We start from the raw sequence: 19,925 nt of genomic DNA, 5'->3' as shown, positions 1-19,925 counted from the left end.
GAAGATCAAGAGATAAGTTAGTTTGGCACAAGTGTCGGAGTGCAGAATGACCATTAAAATCAGCGGCTGGCGAAGCCAAGCTGTCTTTATCTCCAAATAGAAAGGAATGAAATAGATGTCCACTCAAGAAAACAAAGCGCCTGAAACGAGCCCAGCTCGTGAGAACAACAGAGAAGGCAGAGAGAACAACCGCGATAACAACCGTGAGAACAGAAGATTCGGCGGAGGTCGCAGAGGACGCGGCAAGCGTCGCAAGGTTTGTTTCTTCACTGCAAACAAGATCACGCACATCGATTACAAAGATATCGATCTGTTGAAGAAATTCATCAGCGAGCGTGGAAAAATCTTGCCTCGTCGTGTGACAGGTACAAGTGCAAAGTATCAGCGTCAATTGACTATCGCGATCAAGCGTTCCCGTCAAATCGCGTTGCTTCCATACACAACTGACTAATGATGAAATAAACGAACAGCAGACCTGCTTGGCTAACCGCTAATCAGGCTGCTGTTTTTTATTGTCTTTTGTTCATATGCAACACGTTGTGAACTCAGATTCTGAATAGGCAGCCGTTCAAGGCAATAGGGTGGATAGTGTGATATAATGTAGCTTAAAGCTTATTTGGAGGAACATCTTCCGTTTCCTATGAACCAGATGGCATGGTTTATACGCATGGGGATGAGGGGTTCCGATTATAGAAGTAAGAGGTGAACAGATTGAGTAGCAGGTTTGGTCCGGTCATGATATGGAGTGTGGCCTTTGCAATCTTTGTTTTTATGCTTCTAACGCCGCTTGCTACAGTGAGCGCGGTCTTCATGATGGTGCCTATCCTGGTCATCGGCATGCTCGTGCCGCCACGGAAAGCATTCATGATCTTGGGTTTGATTACGGCTACTGCGAGTGTGGTCTTTGGATTTGGAGTTCTGTTGATTGTATTGCTATTTGGGATACCTGCTCTGGCTATCCTCTTTCAATATCGCAAGAAAAGTGATGCTCGTGCCGCGATTAGTTCAGGCATCATCGCGATGGTGGGGATGTTACTGTTGCTGTATGTCAGTGTATCAGCAGCCGGAATTAACCTGACCGTAGAAACGACAGCCCTGTTGGAGCAAAATTGGGCCCAGCTTCCTGGAGTGGTACAGGAGGAACTGCCCCTGAATGAAATGGCTCAAAGGGTTGTTGACCTCATCCCTTATGGCATTATTGTCTTTTCCTTTTTCTTTGTCAGTGTGAGTCATACGATTGCCAGACGCATCCTGTCTCGACAAGATATTCATGTCGCGAAGCTGCCGCCGATTGAGCAGTGGCGTCTTCCGAGATCTCTGGTGTGGCTGTATGTGCTGGTCATCATAGCCAGCATCATGATCTCACCGGAGTCCGACGGGTGGATGCAGATGGTTGTCTGGAACGGACTTCCCTTGCTGATGACGGCCTTTGCCGTGCAGGCCATCTCCTTTCTCGTCTTTGTCGGGCGGAACAAGCGCTGGGGAAAAGTGCTGCCGATATTCGCGGTTTTACTCTTTTTTGTATTACCACAAGTTGTTAGCCTGATCGGCATCTTCGATATTGCCTTTCCGATCCGCAAACGGTTCAAATCGTAACGTTCATTACGAAATAGGAGCGAGATCAATGCCTAAACATTTATTCCAGCGATGGCACGGCCTTCATATGATTTGGGGTGGCGTCCTGCTTGTTGCAATCAGTAGTGCGCTGACTTGGTATGAGTGGATCTTCGGAATTGTCGCTTTTACGCTTACAGGCGCGCTGTTTTACTATATTATTCGGGCAGAGCAGACCTTTCGTCGTGAAATGAATGACTATGTCCTGACCCTGTCTCATCGTGTGAAGAAGGCAGGCAGTGAAGTCATTCAAGAAATGCCCATCGGGATGCTGCTATATAATGAAAACAAAGAAATCGAATGGCACAATCCGTATGCCGGACAGATCATTGGAAATGACAGTCTGGTAGGCAAGGATTTGTTCGAACTGTTTCCCATGCTTCGCAGTAAGAAAGACAAGGAACAGATTGCTGAAATCTCGCTGGAAGGCGAATACTATGCGGCTGACATACGACCTGAAGAACGGCTGATTTACTTTACAAAAATCAGTGAATATGTCACCTTGCTGCGTAAATATGAAGAGGAAAAGCTGTCACTCGGGGTCGTCATGCTCGACAACCTCGATGAGGTGTCACAAGGGATGGAAGATCAGACGCGGAGCCTGATGCTAGCGAAGGTGGTCAGTCTGATCACAGAGTGGAGCCAGAAAAACGGCATCTATTTGCGCCGACTGGCCTCAGACAAGTTTCTGATTCTGATGCAACAGAAGACGCTGAGACAACTCGAGGCCGCGCGCTTTGAGATCCTTGATGACGTGAGAGAGATGACCTGCGACTTCAAGCTGCCGCTTACTCTGAGCATCGGGATTGCAGCAGGGATTGACAGCCTGACCGATATGGGTTCACTGGCGCAAGCGAGCCTGGACATTGCACTGGGCCGAGGCGGTGACCAGGCAGCGGTGAAGATGGGACAGCGGCTGTCCTTCTATGGAGGCAAGAGCAACGCCGTAGAGAAACGAACGCGTGTCAGAGCGAGAGTGATTTCCCATGCGCTGCGAGATCTGATGAAAGATAGTGACAAAGTGGTCATTATGGGGCATCGTTTTGCAGATATGGACTCGGTTGGGGCCGCCATCGGAGTGCTCAAGGCGGCGAAGCTGCTTCACAAGGAAGGCTATATCGTACTCGAGGCCATCAACCCGTCGATCGAGCCCCTCATGGAGCAAATCGAGCAGCATGAAGAGCTTAGCAAATGGTTTATTACACCTGAACAGGCGCTGCAGATTACCAATCCGCATACCCTGGCGGTTGTTGTGGATACCCACAAGGCCTCGATGGTAGCGGAGCCGAAAGTGCTTGAACAGACCAATCGGGTCATGGTGGTGGATCATCATCGCAGGGGCGAAGAGTTTATTGATGATGCCATGCTCATTTACCTCGAGCCGTATGCCTCCTCCACCTGTGAGCTGGTGACGGAACTGCTCCAGTACTTCCAGGAGCGCATTACACTCGAGGATATCGAGGCCACCGTACTGATGGCTGGAATCGTCGTTGACACGAAGAGCTTCAGCGTCCGATCCGGAGCCAGAACCTTCGAGGCGGCTTCGTTTCTGCGCAGGCATGGTGCAGACGCCAACCTGGTTCATCATATGCTCAAGGAGGATTTGGCGGCCTATCTGGAGAAAGCGGATATTATCAAGCATACCGAGATTATCTACAATCGGATTGCCATTGCGGCGACCGAAGAGGAACGCTTTATTACCCAGCTAACCGCAGCCAAGACGGCAGATACCTTATTGAACATGCAGGGTATCGTCGCTTCTTTCGTAATAGGTAAAAGACCGGATGGTGTAGTCGCCATCAGCGCCAGATCATTCGGGGAGCTGAATGTCCAGGTCGTCATGGAGCAACTGGGCGGCGGCGGACATTTGAATAATGCGGCGACCCAGCTCGAAGGCGTCACCATTGAGGAAGCCAGACAGCAATTGCTGCATGTGATCGAACAAATAGCAGAAGAAGAGGGGTTTGTAGAATGAAAGTGATATTTTTGCAGGACGTGAAGGGCCAAGGGAAAAAAGGAGAAACCAAAAACGTATCAGACGGATATGCCGAGAACTTTCTGATCAAGCGCAACCTGGCGATTCCCGCTAATGAAGGCAATGTGAAGCAACTCGATCAGCAGAAGAAAGCGGAGCAAAAGAAAGAAGAAGATCAATTGAACGAAGCCAAGAAACTGGCAGAGAAGCTGGAGAAGCTCACCGTCGATTTCGAGGTGAAGGCTGGAGAGGGCGGTCGTTTGTTTGGTTCCATTACCAATAAGCAAATTGCCGAGCAGCTCGCCAAGAGCCATAAAATCAAGGTCGACAAGCGGAAAATTGAGATGAGTGATCCGGTGCGCAGCTTGGGCGTGACGCAGGTTCAGGTGAAGCTGCATCCGGAAGTGACAGCGGTACTGAAAGTTCAGGTGAAGGAAGCATAAGATCGTCTTGTGCTGCAAACATTTCCTGAATCGGTGGGATTTAAGGATTGCTTATGAGGCGAGATTGTTGCATGATTAGGTCTGGAATGGGATATGAAAAAGGAGACTTCGAGCATGAGCGAAAGTTTGAGCGCAGGTGGGGAAGGCCTGTTTGACCGGGTTCCTCCGCAGAACGTAGAAGCCGAGCAAGCCGTGCTCGGAGCGATTTTGCTGGACAGTGACTCTCTCGTGACGGTGATGGAGCGCGTCCAGACGGACGATTTTTACCGTGCTTCCCACCAGCTGATCTATGAAGCGATGGTGGAGCTGGCAGAGGAACAGGAGCCGGTGGACCTGGTCACGGTGACTTCCCGACTGCAGGACAAGAAGCAACTGGAAGAATCGGGCGGGGTCAGTTACTTGACCCAACTCGCCAATGCCGTACCTACAGCGGCCAATGTCGATCATTATGCCTCTATTGTAGAGGAAAAATCATTAATGCGTCGTCTGATACGGACGGCGACTCATATTGTTTCCGAAGGCTATGCCAGTGCGGAGGACGTCAACAGCCTGCTCAGTGATGCGGAGCGACGGATCATGGAAATATCCAATCGCCGTTCCAGCAGTGGGTTTGTGTCTATCCGTGACGTGGTGATGGACGTTTTTGATCGGGTGGAATTTCTGTACCAGCACAAGGGCGGAACGACAGGCATCCCTTCTGGATTCGTCGATCTGGACAAAATGACCTCCGGCTTTCAGCGCAGCGATCTGATCATCGTGGCAGCGCGGCCCTCAGTCGGAAAGACCGCCTTTGCCCTGAACATTGCACAAAATGTAGGGGTGAGAGCCAATGAAAGTGTGGCGATCTTCAGTCTGGAGATGTCAGCCGCTCAGCTCGTGCAGCGGATGGTCTGTGCAGAATCCAACGTAGACGCTGGTCGACTGCGCACCGGACATCTGGAGGACGATGACTGGCAGAAGCTGACGATGGCGATCGGTACCCTGGCGGAAGCCAATATCTATATTGATGATTCACCTGCCCTGACCGTCGCCGATATCCGGGCCAAGTGTCGAAGATTGAAGCGTGAGAAAGGGCTGGGCATGATACTGATTGATTACTTGCAGCTCATACACGGGCGCGGCAAATCAGACAACCGGCAGCAGGAGGTTTCAGAGATCTCCCGAACATTGAAGCAGATCGCCAGGGAGCTGGAAGTTCCCGTTATTGCCTTGTCGCAGCTTAGCCGTGGTGTCGAGCAGCGTCAGGACAAGCGTCCGATGATGTCTGACCTGAGGGAATCCGGATCGATTGAGCAGGATGCGGATATCGTGGCCTTCCTGTATCGGGATGATTATTACAATCAGGATACCGAGAAGAAAAATATTATCGAGATTATCATTGCGAAGCAGCGGAACGGGCCGGTAGGCACCGTTGAGCTGGTCTTTCTCAAACATTACAATAAATTCGTCAACTACGACCGTTCTCACGATGAGATGGGGGCAGGCGCCTAGTTGAACCGGCATCTATCGCCTGCTTTCCGAACAATTGGGTATGGACATACCTAATTGTTCGTTTTTTCATTGACTTTAATGGAAGGGATTGCTACACTTAGAATGCCGCAAAATGCGGAAATATACGTGGTGTCACCGTACACCCGATGGGGGTATGAACAGATGTCAACCGTTGTTGTAGTCGGAACCCAGTGGGGAGACGAAGGCAAAGGGAAAATCACCGATTATCTGGCAGAATCAGCAGAGGTCGTAGCCAGATATCAAGGCGGAAATAACGCCGGACATACCATTTTGATTGGAGATAAAAAATACAAGCTGCATTTAATTCCTTCCGGTATTTTTTATGGCGACAAAGAATGTGTGATCGGGAACGGAATGGTATTGAACCCGAAAGCGCTCATTGAAGAAATTGCATACATTCATGAAAATGGCTTCTCAACTGACAACCTGCGCATCAGTGATCGCGCGCATATTATTTTGCCTTACCACCTTGTTCAGGATGAGCTGGAGGAAGAGCGCAAGGGACCGAACAAAATCGGCACCACACGCAAAGGGATCGGTCCAGCTTACATGGACAAGGCAGCCCGGATCGGCATTCGGATCGCGGATCTGCTGGACGCAGAAGTATTTGAACTGAAAATGCGCCACATTGCAGCAGAGAAAAACCAGCTGATCGAAATGTATGGCGGCGAGGCGCTGGACATCGATCAGATGCTTCAGGACTACCTGGGCTATGCCGAAGAGCTTCGTCCGTATGTCGTGGACACCTCCGTGGTGCTCAATAACGCCATCGATGAAGGCCGCCGGGTGCTGTTCGAAGGGGCACAGGGTGTGATGCTGGATATCGACCAGGGCACCTACCCATACGTAACGTCCTCCAATCCGACCGCAGGCGGGGTATGTATCGGCTCTGGTGTCGGACCGACCAAGATTCATCAGGTAATCGGGGTAGCCAAGGCTTACACCACTCGCGTCGGAGACGGCCCGTTTCCAACTGAGCTGAACAACCAAACCGGCGACTGGATTCGCGACAAGGGACATGAATATGGCACCACGACAGGCCGTGCACGCCGCGTCGGCTGGTTTGACAGTGTTGTCGTGCGTCATGCACGTCGGGTAAGCGGCATTACCGGATTGTCACTGAACTCACTGGATGTCCTGTCTGGTCTGGAAACGGTCAAGATCTGTACGGCATACAAATACCAGGGTGAGCTCATTGAGCACTATCCGGCTAACCTGAACATGCTGGCTGAATGCGAAGCGGTGTATGAAGAGCTTCCAGGCTGGTCTGAAGACATTACAGGTGCGCGCTCCCTGAGTGATCTGCCTGATAATACGAGACATTTCCTGGAGCGGGTCAGTCAGCTTACCGGGATTCCAATCTCGATCTTCTCCGTTGGACGGAACCGGGAGCAGACCAATATCGTTCGTCCGATCTATGCGTAAAGGTCACAAGAGACCTTGCCATTTCATCTAGCATCATTCACCACCTGTCATAAGCTGCTTGTGCGGAGTACCGATCACCGGTTCTCTGCCCGGGCAGCTTATTTCATTAGGTAAATCCCTTTATAAATTTCATTTCTATGGAATACAATTCCATCCCCTTCGTCAATACTAGTGAGGATCAAGTCAGCAGACAGACGGCAGGAGGCCATGGAGCATGAGATGGATTAAACGGGGTATCAAAGCAATGCTGTTTTGTATCATGGTAAGCCTGGTATCATCTACGGCTTCCATTTATGCGGTGCAGTGGTATATCGAAGAGCAACTGATGAAGTGGAATCTCAATTTGTCAGGCGACACCGTACAGGTCGGCGATCTGCTTACCGGACTGACGCAGCAATGGATGCCCAGCACGAGTGATCGGACCGAGCAGTGGGCCAGACAGGTCGGAGAGGAACAGGCGCGCCTTGATGATCCGATTCCGGCGGATACCGAGTCCGAACCCGTGGAGCAGGAGCAGTCAGAGCCGGAAGGACAAGATGCGCTGCCCGTGTTCAGCAGCGGCACGGTACAGCACGGGGAAGAGGATGAAGTGATCATCTCGACCGAAGATTTCCATGATACGAAAGACAAGCTGTCTGCGGAGGACAAGATGCAGATTTTCAGTATGCTGATTACCAAGTTGCCTCAGGAGGAGCTGCAGACATTATCCACCTACATGGAGAATGGCATTACGACCTCCGAGTTTATCGCCATGAAGGAATTGATCGGCACGTATGTGAGCCCGGAGGAACTGGATGAGCTGCTCTCGCTAATTGAAAAATATCAATAAAAGACTAATCATATAATCCCTTGTTAAAAGTCATTGGGGTCAAAAACAATTGCCGAACGGTCCATGCTGTGGTACAGTATAAAAGAGATTTTGTACAAATACAGCCTTGGTTGTGAGGTATACACATGAATTGGATGAACAAAGGAAAGGGATGGATGAAGTCCATTCTGCCTAAACGAAAACTGAATACGAATCGTGCACACGATCCCAATGTCGAAGCCCTAAACGTTCAGCATGTAGAACCATCCAAGACAGCACCATCCAAATGGTCTGCTTACAAATTAAGAATCGGAGCCACAGCTGGAGCCCTGACGATCCTCGCGGGTGCTACCTATGCGGGTCATGAATATGTAGAAGCGAATATGAATGAAGTCTATGAAGTATATTTTCAGGATGAACTGATTGGCGTTGCCAGTAGTGAAGAGAAGGTGCTGAACCACGTAGAGGAAGTCGTGGACACCGTGCAGTCTGAGCACGCAGATGTCAAACTCGCGTTTAACGATGACGGAATCGACTTCAAGAGTGAAAGGGCTTTCATGGCAGAGAGTGATGACGCTCTAGTCCTGGAGAAGCTGGAAGAGCTCATTGAGCCGCAAGCCTTCGGGGTGGAGCTGGTTGTCGGAGACAAGGTCGTCGGTGTCTTCAAGACGAAAGCCGAAGCCAATCAGGTACTGGAATCATTAAAAGCCAAATTTACACCTGCATCCAAACCGGAAGCAGCAAGTGACGTGAAGGTGCTTTCTGCGAGTGCTGAAGCTTCAGGCTCCCAGTCCGCAGATACCGGAAAGACCGTCAACAAGCTGGAATCGGTGGATTTTGTTGAGCCTGTTTCCGTGAAGGAAGTGGAGATAGACGCTGACAAACTGGATCAGCCCGATATCCTGTTCAGTGATTCCGAGCAGGTGAAGCAGAAGCTTGAGACCGGCAATGTGAAGCCTGTGAAGTATGTGGTACAGGAAGGCGACAGTATCTCCGCGATTGCCAGTCGATTTGATATTTCCAAACAAGTGATCTATGAAAACAATGCATGGATCGTGAATGATATGATTCGGGTGGGCGACGAGCTCGACCTGACCGTGCTGCAGCCGGGACTCTCCGTGAAGACCGTGGAGACGACCCAGGAAGTGCAGGAGATTCAGTATCAGACGCAGTATGAATACGATGACAATATGAAAATGGGCAAGACCAAGGTCGTGCAGCAAGGTAAAGACGGCAAAAAGCTGATGACTTTCCGTCTCACGTCTGTCAACGGCAACCTGATGGAGGAAGAGCTGGTGGGCGAAGAGATTCTCGTTGAATCCGTTCCAGCTGTCATCGTGAAGGGAACCAAGGTCATCAAGGGCGAGGGCACCGGAAACTTCGCCTGGCCTGTAAAAGGCGGCACGTTGACCAGCAGCTACGGCATGCGCTGGGGCAGCATGCACAAGGGCATTGATATGGTATCCAAGGACAAGACGATTCTTGCCGCAGACAGCGGTGAGGTGACGTTCGCCGGGAAGAAATCCGGTTATGGTAATGCCGTCATCATCGATCACAAAAATGGCTACCAGACGCTGTATGCGCACCTGAACAAAGTTTCCGTATCCGCAGGCACCAAAGTGGAAAAGGGCGAGCAGGTGGGCGTGATGGGCAATACCGGCAATTCGACAGGGGTTCATTTGCATTTTGAAATTTTGAAAAATGGAAGCTATACGAATCCATTAACTTATTTGAACTAAATCTCGCATAGAGAACTTCGATAGAAATAGACAGAGAGACAGCCTGGGGGATTCCTCCAGCCTGTCTCTTTTTGTTGTAGATATGATAGAATATGACTAGAGTATATTGGACGTTACAGCCAGGCGGCAGAGGAGGATGCGGCAGTGTACGGAAAAATATTGGTGGTCGATGATGAGAGGCCGATTGCAGATATACTGAAGTTCAATCTGGAGAAGGAAGGCTATCAGGTGGTCTGTGCCTTTGACGGTCAGGAGGCGATTGATCAGGCGCTGTCAGAGCGACCCGACCTCATCCTGCTGGATCTCATGCTGCCTGTGAAGGATGGCATGGACGTATGCCGCGAGTTGCGCGGTCAGATCGATACCCCGATCATTATGCTGACAGCCAAGGATACGGAGCTGGACAAAGTACTGGGCCTGGAAATGGGCGCGGATGACTATGTGACCAAGCCCTTTGGCACACGGGAGCTGCTGGCCCGGGTGAAGGCGCATCTGCGCAGACAGACTTCCAGGCAGCAGGGGCAGCAGACGAAGCAGAGTGATCCGGATTTGCGCTATATGAATCTGCGGATCGACACCAACATGTTCGTGGCCTACAAGGACGAAGATGCACTGGATCTGACGCATCGGGAATTCGAGCTCCTGCATTACCTGGTCAAGCATTCCGGCAAGGTGATGACACGTGAGCATTTGCTGCAGCAGGTTTGGGGATTTGAATATTTTGGCGATGTCCGCACCGTGGATGTGACCATTCGTCGTTTAAGAGAGAAGATTGAGGATGATCCCAGCAAGCCGGAATATATTGTCACCCGCAGGGGTCTTGGCTATATGATGGCGGCTCGCAAATAGGAGGGAGCGAATGAAGAGCCTTCGCTTTTATCAAACGCTTCAGATGAAGCTCATTGTCATCTACGTCTTGCTCATTCTGATTGCCATGCAACTCATTGGCGTCTATTTCGTGAAGACGATGGAAGACTCATTTCGCAATAATTTCTCCGAGGATCTCAATGGCAAAGCCAGCCTGCTGGCTGAGTATGTCCGTCCGTACCTGGCGGTAAAAGCCGACCTGCAATCGGAGGAAACCGTGACCAAGAAAGAGAGCCTGAACGATGTCGTCACCAACTTTAACCAGATTATCGGGGCCGAGATTCAGGTCATCGATTTGAACGGCATCGTCCTCAGCTCCTCCATGTATGCCGGAGACGTCGGACAGAAGAACACCGATCCGACGATCAGCCGGGCGTTGCAGGGGATTAAGGATCAAGAGCGGGATGTCATCGATGCCTTTGACGTGCGCAAGAAAGCACTCGCCTTGCCCGTGAAGGACGGTACGAAAATCGTGGGCGCCATCTACATGATTGCTTCCATGGAGGAACTGTTCGGCACAATCGACAGCATTAACCAGATCTTCATAGCCGGGACCTTGATCGCGCTGGCCCTGACGGCGATTCTGGGCATTATCCTCGCCAATACGATCACAACGCCGATCAAGGCGATCACTAGGCGAGCCACAGCCATAGCGGACGGAGACTTTCATCAGCGGTTGCATATTATCGGCTATGATGAGATTGGACAGCTGGGACACGCCTTTAACCATATGACCATGCGACTGAAGGAAGCCCTGTCCTCGATCGAGGAGGAGAAAAACAAGCTGGCCTCGATTCTGTCCAACATGAGCGATGGCGTGGTGGCGACGGATGATACTGGCACGATTCTGCTGATGAATACGAGAGCATTGCAGATATTGCAAGTGACGGAGCAGCAGGCCGCAGGCAGAGAGATTGCCGATTTTCTCGGCATTACCAAGCCGGAGATTGATCAGTACGTACTAGGCGATGACCATACGACGGTCATCGATTTTCATACGCATGAACTGAATGAACCCCTCAAGATCAAAGTCACCTTTACCCCGATTCGGCGCAGTGAAGGGCTGCTGACCGGGACGATTATTGTGCTGGAGGATGTAACCGAAGAAGAGAAACTGGATCAGTCCAGACGAGAGTTTGTAGCCAATGTGTCCCATGAGCTGCGTACGCCGCTGACGACGATCAAGAGTTATCTGGAAGCGCTGGATGAAGGGGTAATGGACGACCCGGAACTGGCCAACAAGTTTCTCGGCGTAACGCGCAATGAAACGGAGCGCATGATCCGGCTGGTCAATGATCTGCTTCACTTGTCCCGATTCGACAGCAAGCAGGCCGTTCTGCACAAGCAGGCCGCATCGGTGGAAGACATGTTGGAGATTGTGGCCGATCGCTTCTCCTTCCAGTTGCAGCAGAAGGATATCGACATCGCGCTCATTCTGGAGGATGGATTGCCGGATGCCTATGTGGACAGTGATGCGATGGATCAGGTACTGGATAACCTGGTTTCCAATGCGATCAAGTATACACCTGCAGGAGGACAGATCAGGCTGGAGGCGTATGCCGTCCCGGGCGACTGGATTGCCTTTAAGGTACAGGATACGGGTGTGGGCATTCCGAAGAAGGATCTGGAACGAATCTTCGAGCGTTTCTACCGGGTAGACAAAGCCCGTTCACGCGACATGGGGGGAACCGGTCTGGGTCTCTCTATTGCCCGGGAAATTGTGCGGGCGCATGGCGGGACGATTCGGCTGGAGTCCGGTCTGGAAGCCGGGGATCAACAGGGTACGACAGTCACGTTTACGTTGCCCAGCGTGGAGAAGGAAGTGAAGAACCGTGTATGAGAAGCTGAAATCCACGTTGTTGTCCTTGCTGGTTGTCGTCAGTTTATGGCAGACCTTCCTGCTCGTGAACAGCAAGCCGGAGTTCGAGCGCATGGACAGCACCTCTTATGTGCAGACCGAGCTGGAAGGGTCTCGGCTGGAGGTGCAGGATCTGCTGTTCCCGCGGGAAATCGTGCTTCATTTCGGTGACGATCGCCATTCCGTGCTGTATCCGTCGCAGGAGTTCTACAAGAAAATCTACGAGGAGAAGATCAAGCAGCGTACGTTCGACGGTTTCCGTCCTCTGTCCAGAAGTGCGAAGAACTGGGAGGAGCTGCGCACCACAACGCGCGGTCTGGAAATTCGTTTCCAGGATAGCATTCCGATCTCGATCCTCCAGACCATCCTGCAATTGCGCGGGGATTTTATCTATACCGATGATGAGATCAACCGGATCTGGATTGCCAATGAAGGGGAAGGAGACAGCGAGGTTCGGGTGTACTTCTTCTCCGGCAATGGCCTGAATGTGTATGAATCGACACAGGCTGACTTGCAGCCGAGCGATATTGAGCAGTATGTGGCCTTCGGGGAATATATGAACAGCCAGAACAACTATCGATCGAGGGATGGCCTGTATTACTTGCCAGAACAGAACCTGCCGGCTGTGCGACTGAAATTTACGTATGAGACATTTACACCGGAGCAGTGGAAGAATAGCTTGTTTGTAGATCCGAGTATTAGCCGCAACTTCGCGGAGAAGGATGGCACCGAGATCTACACCGATGGCAAACGCGGCTTGCAGATCAATCAGCTCGACAAATGGATGGCGTACTCTGATCCCGTTGCACCTGTGCAGGAGTGGGCCGACATCCGCAATCATTTCTACAGTGCGGTGCAGTTCATTAATCAGCACGGGGGCTGGAATGGGACGTACATGCTGCAAGCGTACCCCGAACCATGGAATCAGCAGTTTACGTTTATGCAATATATCGGCATGTACCCGGTTATCGCCACTGAGATGCAGCCGTATGGGCAGATCAGGCTGACCATGCAGAAGTCCATCGTCTCAAACTATGAGCGGTCTATGTTGCAGTTGCAGGAGGAAGTATCGCGCACGGAGATGACGCTGGTCGGGGGCGACCGGTTGCAGGAGCTGATTGCAGCTCATTCGTCCCGCAATGAGATCGTTCACGTGTTCCCAGCCTTCCAGGCGAGTGTGAATGAGAAATACGTCGAGATGATCCCGATGTGGGCGATACAGAAATCAGACGGCAGCTTCGACATGTTGCCGACGAGATAAGGGAGGAAGGCATATGGAATGGGGAAGAGCAAAAACCATCTTGATATTGGCCTTCCTGGGACTTAATCTCGTACTCGGCTATCAGCTGTGGGTGGTGAAGAAGGATGTGCTGGGCACGCAGCTGCACAGTCCGGAGGTCACCCAGCAAACAGAAGCGCTACTTGAAGCCAAGTCTGTGACCGTACTCGGAGACATCCCGCAGCAGACGCCAAAGGCGGGGGAGATTACGGTGCGCTTCTCCGATCAGGAGGACCAGCTTGGGGACGCGATGCTGAGACTGCCTGTCGAGGAGCGGGTGCTGATGGAGCAGATGGAGCAGGACCTGATCAAGCACGTACAGGGAATGGATCAATACGAGCGGGATGCGGTGATGGATGAGGAAGGCATCCTGATGTACAATCAGCTGTTTGAGGGATTGCCGATGTTTGAAGTCAATCTGAAGCTGTATAAGGAGAACGATGAAATTTACGGATACGCTCAGCAGTATGTAGAGGTGCTGCCGGGTGACAGCGAGAAGAATCAGACGGTGCTGTCGGCGTATACCGCGCTGCAGCTGCTGGCGGAGAATTATCTCGTTCCGGGCACCGTAGTCGAAGACATCCGCCTGGGCTATCACGGGAAGATTTATAATTCTGATACACAGGTCATGGCGCCGAAATGGCGATTTACACTGGAAGACGGAACGATCTATTATTTGCACGCGATCAATGGTGAGGTGGAGGAAGTGGCGCGATAAGGCGGCTTCGTTTGCCTGCGTCAGGGATGCGAGATAGAAGTGGAATAGAGAGGATTTTATCATCATGGGAATACGGTTTAGTGTACTGGCAAGCGGTTCAACCGGCAATGCCACGATTATTCAGAGCAAGGACGTTACGTTAATGATTGATGCCGGACTGAGCGGGCGCAAGCTGGATCAGCTGCTGAAGGAGCGCGAGGTGCGGGGGGACAGCATTCATGGCATCCTGGTCACGCATGAGCATGCCGATCATGTGAAGGGGCTCGGGATATTTGCTCGCAAGCATGGACTGAAGATCTATGCCAATGCCAGGACGTGGCAGGCGATGGACAAGCATGTCGGACAGATCGAAGAAGATCAGCGAGAGATCATAGAGACCGGAGCAGAGCTGACCTTCGGAGAGTTGAAGGTACAGAGCTATCCCGTCTCGCACGATGCCGCCGAACCGATCGGATTCTGCTTCCGCGAAGGAGACCGCAAGCTCAGTGTGGCTACGGATCTTGGTTATGTTAGTCCGAAGGTGCGGGACATGATCTCGGATTCAGATGTGCTCGTGCTGGAATCGAATCACGATGTAGATATGCTGCGCATCGGACGCTATCCGTGGAACATCAAGCGGCGCATCCTCGGTGATGAAGGCCATCTGTCCAATGAAGCCGCGGGGGAGGCGCTGTGTACCTTGCTGGCTGATCATACGCGCCGCGTCTACCTGGCACATCTCAGCCAGGATCACAATTTGATGGACTTGGCGAAGATGACGGTGAATAATTTATGTAAAGAGAGAGGCTTTCATCTGGAAAATCGGCGGGTGACGCTGATGGACACCTATTATGATCGGCCTACGCTCTGGGATTCACTGGATCACTAGTCATACTCGCATTCATGATCGATGCGGTGTGCGGTTTGGGCCAGCTCATCCTGGGTAATCATCTTATGATCAATCAATACTTCCGTCAGCGCACTGATGAGCAGGCTTTGCCTGTAGACCGTTTCCTTCAGATCTGCGAGCTGACCAATCAGGTTGACTTGTTCCAGCGGAGAGAGAGAACAGGAGGAGCGCTGGGTGTGTGAGGTCGAAGCGGGCGTCTGCGGAAGCTGGGCAGACCGTTCGGCAGCATGGGCATGGGAATCAGCAGGGAAATGGGTGGACATGGACATACAGCTCCTTTCGATCGTGGAGGGATGGACGTGCTTTCTATTAGTGTAAGCGAAGCAGGCTGCTTTTATGCCATAGATGTTACAGGTTTCATAGATTAGGACCGATTTCATAGAGCGGCGCGGTGAATGAACCCTTACGGCCTCGTTTCTGTGGGTCGCAGGAGACCAATGAAGGAGGCGAGGTTCATGTCATGGATGGATCGCGATGATTTTTATCGAAGAAAGCCGCGAATGGACGGTGACGAGCATTTCAAGGTGGGTAGACGCAGCCGGGGCAGCGCGAGTTCAGGGAACTGGAGGACGATTGCCTTGCTCTTGTCTGTCTGCCTATGTGTGGTGAGTGTAGTGGTCATTGTCGCGAATGTGACCTCGGGAGGCACTTCCGATCCGGGCGCTGACAAGGAGCTGGTGTCTGTCTTTGCCGATGATATTCGGGAGGAAGAGGAAGAACAGGAGCAGCAGACCCGTACAGCGGAGGATGAGAAGCTGGCCTCTTCGGATGGCATGTCGGTCCTGGATCTGAACAATCAGCTCATTGAGATTACAGATCGCATTCAGCCCGCGATTGTCAGTATTCTCAACTATCAGACGGAAGAAATGGAGCCGGAGGAAGTGCTGCAGGGCTCGGGGATCATTATCAAGAAAGAAGACGGCGACGCCTTCATCGTGACGAACCATCATGTGGTCGAGGCCGGCGCGGTGCTGGAGGTTGTACTGTCGGATGGAGAAGTACGAGACGCTGAGCTGGTGGGAAGCGACTGGCTGACCGATCTGGCGGTGATCCGGATTGACGGGAGCGGGATTGGGCAAGTGGCCGAGTTCGGCAACAGTAACAAACTGCGCAAGGGTGAAATGGCCGTCGCCATCGGTAACCCGCTCGGCCTGAATTTCTCTCAATCCATTTCCTTCGGGGTCATCAGTGATGCCCGGTTGACGATGCCGATTGAGCTGGACGGCACTAGATGGGAAATGGATGTCATCCAGACCGATGCGGCGATTAACCACGGCAACAGCGGCGGTGCCCTGTTGAATCTCCGCGGGGAAGTGGTCGGAATCAACAGCATGAAGATTGCGGATCTCGGGGTAGAAGGAATCGGGTTTGCGATTCCCATTAACGATGCCAAGCCGATTATTGAGAGCCTGATGGATCTGGGCATCGTGGAGCGTCCGTTTATTGGCATTGCCTTTACGGAAGTGAGTGCATATGTAGAGCAGGAGGAAGTGGAGCTGGACGTTCCGGCAGAAGCCGAGAATGGCCTGATCGTCCTGCAGGTAGAAGCGGATGGGCCAGCTGAGGCGGCAGGTATTGAGAAAGGGGATATCATCGTCGCCCTGGATGAGAACGAGATCAATACCCAGTCCCAGCTGAGACGATATTTATATGAAGAGAAAGCCATCGGAGACGAGCTGACCGTTACCTTTTACCGGGATGGCGAGTCATCCACAGTTGAGCTGGAACTTGGCATGATTGTGTTCGATTAGGGGGAGATTTGGAAGAATCCCTCTATAAGCAAGCAGTGGAGAATCATACAGAAATACAGAAGGTGCAGGGAAGCCTGGTGATGAACGTCACGGGTTTTCCTGCACCTTCTTTATGTAGACGAACGTTTTCGGATGAAACCAGCGAGGGATTAGGACCCGGTTTCTGTGGACGGGTCTTCAGGGGAGGGAAGTTCATCCGCCTGTGCTCGTTGCTCGCTGTGAATAGCCTTCTCCAGCAGGAGATGGAGCAACTCGGTTTGCAGATCCTGCTTCATCGTATGGATGTGGAGCAAGATGTCCTCCAGCGTCAATGAATGGATCGCAGCCGGCTCCTCCTCCATCATCTGCAACATCGACTCCGTCGCCTGATTGCAGGTGTAGATCCGTTTCAACAACTCGTCCTCTTCCTGATTGTAGGAAGTGTGTGGTTTTTTAGCCGTAGTCAATTCCTTACCTCCTTCCTCTATTTGCGTTATATTTATAAGCTTATCGGTCAAGCCTCACAATTTGAACACACGATCAGTAGGAAATAAGACTGATTGAACATCTATAGATGGTAAACAGATGAAAAATGAATCAAATTGCCCTTGATTTTAATCACAAATGATAGTTGAACTAGTGATTATCTGCACAATTTGATATACTTTGGATATCATTGTCGTATAGGGCGAGAAAATGAGGTTGGTATTATTTTCAGGCTTTGCTATTCTGATTGGTTTAATCATTGGTTTCAAAACGATAACAAATTACTTGAATGAGATTTTGAACAGAATGGATAAATTAATAGATGGAGGATATTGTAAGGGGTTTGAGAAATGTTGTTGGCCGACAGAGACAGCATGTCTCCAGCCAGAAGTGTTTCTGCAACTGTTCGTTGACCCTGTGGCTTTACTTCTAATTGGAATGTTGTCGCTGGTTCTATACGTCAGTCGTAATGTAGTTGCTGTTCAATCTAAGGAGGGGATGCTGATGAATCTCAGGCTTCTGATAGCGTCTCTCTTGGAGACCACGTGGGGTACAGTGATCAGCGGAACAGCAGGAACACTTCTGTCTCTGTGAGCCAATAACAGTGGCGGACAATCGAGTTATGTGGAGTGGTGAAGTAAGGAATTATGCGAGAGCTATGCGGGAAGGCTGTAAAATTGTTGCGAACGTGGCGAGACACATTAAAAATTAAGGTGGTGATGTGATGTATAAACTAAAAAAGTGTGTTTTATGTGGTACAGAGACCAGCTTAGAGTTAAGCCACATCGTTCCGAAAATGGTTATGCGGACGCTTAAGAAAACCGCCACAGGCAACATCAGGAATTCTCAAAATCCGAGTGTTCCTGCCCAGGATAGTGAAAAGCACTATATGCTCTGGGGGAACTGTGAGGATTTATTCAGCGAAAAAGAGACGTACTTTGCGAATGCTCTCTTTCACCCATATATAAAAGGAACGGGTTAACTTTGATTACGACAACAAGCATTTCTATTTCCTCACATCCTTGAGTTGGAGAAGCCTTTTCCTAGATCTGATTGACTTCACAGAAAACCATGTAGTCGGTATGGATGCCTTAGATCACTAAATATCTTGTGAGAAGATTATGAAGGATTATCTACTGAACAGCCGGGACAATATCGAAGCCATTGAACATCATATATTCTTCTTTGAGCTAATAAGGGAAATCACAAGCAATACTGATATGACCGAGTTGAGACCACACGGGCTATAGCAGAAAGACTTCTGTCACCAAGCTTTTGACACGACAAGTCCTGTTTTTTTCTAAACTCGTAGATCAGTTATATCGGGGTGAATAGTATCGTGCAGCGGCAAAAATCGATATTTGGAATTTTAATTGTATTTTTACTTTTATCAATTATAATTCCATTTATTTTGGAGTATGTTATTTTTAGAAATCAGATCTACTCAGCCATTTCAAATGGTGAATGGGCAAGTTTCTTGGGTAGCTTTTTAGGTGGGATTATTGGGGGGATAGGTACTTTAGTAGCTGTTTATATTACTACTTTAGAAACAAGAAGGATACAAGAGGAATCTGAGGTAAACCTAGAAATAGATAGAGAATCTCAACGCACGTTCAACAGAAAAAAGCTCATTGACGATGTTGCAGTAATTGTAGCAGAGTTTATAACAGATATCTCAGCATACTATTATACTAATCGTCATAACACTAGCGGGAATAGAAGCATCTCTATGAAATGCAAATATCTACTTCAGATAAAATTAAGTAAGATACCAAGCTCTAAAATCTTATTAGACCAAATTAATAAAGTTTATGAGAAGGATAGTTGTAGCGGTATCGAGCCCAAAGCTTTTGGTGATGAAATAGAAAAGTTATTGAAAAACTTGCAGGAATTTGCGGATAACTACTTAACTAAAGAAGCGTCATAAAAGAAAACAAAAGCATTCTGACGAAGAACTGGAATTGTCGATATTCTATAGGAGTGACTTAATTTGCACATCACCGTCATTGGAGTGGGAAAGCTCAAGGAGAAATACTGGACTTTAGGGATCAATGAATATAGCAAACGATTGGGAGCTTACGCCAAGCTGCAAATGATTGAAGTGCCGGACGAGAAGGCACCGGAACAGCTTAGCAAAGCTGAGGAAGAGCAAGTGATGCAAAAGGAAGGAGAGCGAATTCTCTCGCATGTGAAGCCAGACAGTTTTGTGATTGTGATGGCCATAGACGGGGAGATGTACAGCTCGAAGCAGCTAGCCAGGAAGATGGACGAGCTGGCGACATACGGGCGCAGCCACTTGACGTTTATCATCGGAGGATCGCTGGGCCTGTCGTCTGAGGTACAGAAGCGGGCAGATTTGAAGCTGTCGTTTGGCAAGATTACATACCCGCATCAGTTGCTACGTTTGGTGCTGCTGGAACAGGTCTACCGGGGGTTTAAGATTATTCGGGGGGAACCGTATCATAAGTAAGGGCGAATTTTTCGTTTCGTTACATTTGACAACAATTCACTACCCCGTGTCTTTCAAGTTTTAAATGAATTTAAAGAGTTGTACCCATTAATACAACATCTAAATATACTAA

At 50.3% G+C, this 19,925-nt stretch carries 19 protein-coding genes; 17 read left to right on the top strand and 2 right to left on the bottom strand.

Annotated elements, in window-relative coordinates; genetic code table 11:
• The first annotated feature begins 115 nt into the window (after window positions 1–115).
• The 13 genes from rpsR to ACFSUC_RS11240 all read left to right on the top strand — a co-directional run bounded on the left by rpsR (window position 116) and on the right by ACFSUC_RS11240 (window position 15,106).
• Window positions 116–451 (top strand): 30S ribosomal protein S18, encoded by a 336-nt coding sequence (rpsR, locus tag ACFSUC_RS11300; protein ID WP_379929713.1) that lies wholly within the window; start codon window positions 116–118, stop codon window positions 449–451.
• A 260-nt stretch (window positions 452–711) separates the two neighbouring features.
• Window positions 712–1,596, top strand: a complete 885-nt coding sequence (locus ACFSUC_RS11295; protein ID WP_379929712.1) for a DUF2232 domain-containing protein — start codon at window positions 712–714, stop codon at window positions 1,594–1,596.
• A 28-nt stretch (window positions 1,597–1,624) separates the two neighbouring features.
• Window positions 1,625–3,589: a DHH family phosphoesterase gene (locus ACFSUC_RS11290; RefSeq protein WP_379929711.1), complete on the top strand. Its 1,965-nt coding sequence runs from the start codon at window positions 1,625–1,627 to the stop codon at window positions 3,587–3,589.
• Entirely contained in the window at window positions 3,586–4,032 is a 447-nt protein-coding gene (rplI, locus tag ACFSUC_RS11285; RefSeq protein ID WP_379929710.1) for a 50S ribosomal protein L9, read from the top strand. The genes ACFSUC_RS11290 and rplI overlap by 4 nt, the downstream gene beginning before the upstream one ends.
• A gap of 114 nt (window positions 4,033–4,146) precedes the next feature.
• On the top strand, window positions 4,147–5,523 hold the full coding sequence (gene dnaB / locus ACFSUC_RS11280) for a replicative DNA helicase (protein WP_379929708.1): 1,377 nt from the start codon (window positions 4,147–4,149) through the stop codon (window positions 5,521–5,523).
• 162 nt (window positions 5,524–5,685) lie between these two features.
• Complete coding sequence (locus tag ACFSUC_RS11275; RefSeq protein WP_379929707.1) at window positions 5,686–6,969, top strand: adenylosuccinate synthase; 1,284 nt, start codon at window positions 5,686–5,688, stop codon at window positions 6,967–6,969.
• Between the two features lie 214 nt (window positions 6,970–7,183).
• A complete protein-coding gene (locus ACFSUC_RS11270) occupies window positions 7,184–7,798 on the top strand; it encodes a hypothetical protein (protein WP_379929705.1) in 615 nt (204 codons plus the stop codon).
• 125 nt (window positions 7,799–7,923) lie between these two features.
• Window positions 7,924–9,516 (top strand): peptidoglycan DD-metalloendopeptidase family protein, encoded by a 1,593-nt coding sequence (locus ACFSUC_RS11265; RefSeq protein ID WP_379929704.1) that lies wholly within the window; start codon window positions 7,924–7,926, stop codon window positions 9,514–9,516.
• A gap of 144 nt (window positions 9,517–9,660) precedes the next feature.
• Entirely contained in the window at window positions 9,661–10,365 is a 705-nt protein-coding gene (gene yycF / locus ACFSUC_RS11260; RefSeq protein ID WP_379929703.1) for a response regulator YycF, read from the top strand.
• A 10-nt stretch (window positions 10,366–10,375) separates the two neighbouring features.
• The gene (gene walK / locus ACFSUC_RS11255) at window positions 10,376–12,223 is read left to right on the top strand and encodes a cell wall metabolism sensor histidine kinase WalK (RefSeq protein ID WP_379929702.1); all 1,848 of its coding nucleotides are present in this window, start codon (window positions 10,376–10,378) and stop codon (window positions 12,221–12,223) included.
• Entirely contained in the window at window positions 12,216–13,502 is a 1,287-nt protein-coding gene (locus ACFSUC_RS11250; protein WP_379929701.1) for a YycH family regulatory protein, read from the top strand. The genes walK and ACFSUC_RS11250 overlap by 8 nt, the downstream gene beginning before the upstream one ends.
• Window positions 13,503–13,515: 13 nt before the next feature.
• A complete protein-coding gene (yycI, locus tag ACFSUC_RS11245) occupies window positions 13,516–14,238 on the top strand; it encodes a two-component system regulatory protein YycI (protein WP_379929700.1) in 723 nt (240 codons plus the stop codon).
• 64 nt (window positions 14,239–14,302) lie between these two features.
• Window positions 14,303–15,106, top strand: coding sequence for an MBL fold metallo-hydrolase (locus tag ACFSUC_RS11240; protein WP_379929699.1), 804 nt, complete (start codon window positions 14,303–14,305; stop codon window positions 15,104–15,106).
• Here the strand turns inward: ACFSUC_RS11240 and ACFSUC_RS11235 are convergent.
• Window positions 15,103–15,390: a hypothetical protein gene (locus tag ACFSUC_RS11235; RefSeq protein ID WP_379929698.1), complete on the bottom strand. Its 288-nt coding sequence runs from the start codon at window positions 15,388–15,390 to the stop codon at window positions 15,103–15,105. The two genes, ACFSUC_RS11240 and ACFSUC_RS11235, sit on opposite strands and share 4 nt — an antisense overlap.
• 192 nt (window positions 15,391–15,582) lie before the next feature.
• Here ACFSUC_RS11235 and ACFSUC_RS11230 point away from each other — a divergent pair, with 192 nt between their 5' ends.
• Complete coding sequence (locus tag ACFSUC_RS11230) at window positions 15,583–16,878, top strand: S1C family serine protease (protein WP_379929697.1); 1,296 nt, start codon at window positions 15,583–15,585, stop codon at window positions 16,876–16,878.
• Window positions 16,879–17,027: 149 nt separating this feature from the next.
• Here the strand turns inward: ACFSUC_RS11230 and ACFSUC_RS11225 are convergent, their stop codons facing one another.
• Window positions 17,028–17,324, bottom strand: a complete 297-nt coding sequence (locus tag ACFSUC_RS11225; protein ID WP_379929696.1) for a hypothetical protein — start codon at window positions 17,322–17,324, stop codon at window positions 17,028–17,030.
• Between the two features lie 743 nt (window positions 17,325–18,067).
• On the opposite strand from ACFSUC_RS11225, the gene ACFSUC_RS11220 reads away from it, so the two are divergent.
• The 3 genes from ACFSUC_RS11220 to rlmH all read left to right on the top strand — a co-directional run bounded on the left by ACFSUC_RS11220 (window position 18,068) and on the right by rlmH (window position 19,813).
• Window positions 18,068–18,325 (top strand): hypothetical protein, encoded by a 258-nt coding sequence (locus tag ACFSUC_RS11220; RefSeq protein ID WP_379929695.1) that lies wholly within the window; start codon window positions 18,068–18,070, stop codon window positions 18,323–18,325.
• A gap of 357 nt (window positions 18,326–18,682) precedes the next feature.
• Window positions 18,683–19,270, top strand: a complete 588-nt coding sequence (locus ACFSUC_RS11215) for a hypothetical protein (RefSeq protein ID WP_379929694.1) — start codon at window positions 18,683–18,685, stop codon at window positions 19,268–19,270.
• A gap of 63 nt (window positions 19,271–19,333) precedes the next feature.
• On the top strand, window positions 19,334–19,813 hold the full coding sequence (gene rlmH, locus ACFSUC_RS11210) for a 23S rRNA (pseudouridine(1915)-N(3))-methyltransferase RlmH (RefSeq protein ID WP_379929693.1): 480 nt from the start codon (window positions 19,334–19,336) through the stop codon (window positions 19,811–19,813).
• Window positions 19,814–19,925 lie beyond the last annotated feature (112 nt).

Source organism: Marinicrinis sediminis (assembly GCF_042685085.1).
In the GTDB taxonomy this organism is placed as follows: Bacteria; Bacillota; Bacilli; order Paenibacillales; family KCTC-33676; genus Marinicrinis; species Marinicrinis sediminis.
The sequence above is the reverse complement of the archived record's forward strand: the minus strand, read 5'-3'. Positions and strand labels throughout refer to the sequence as shown.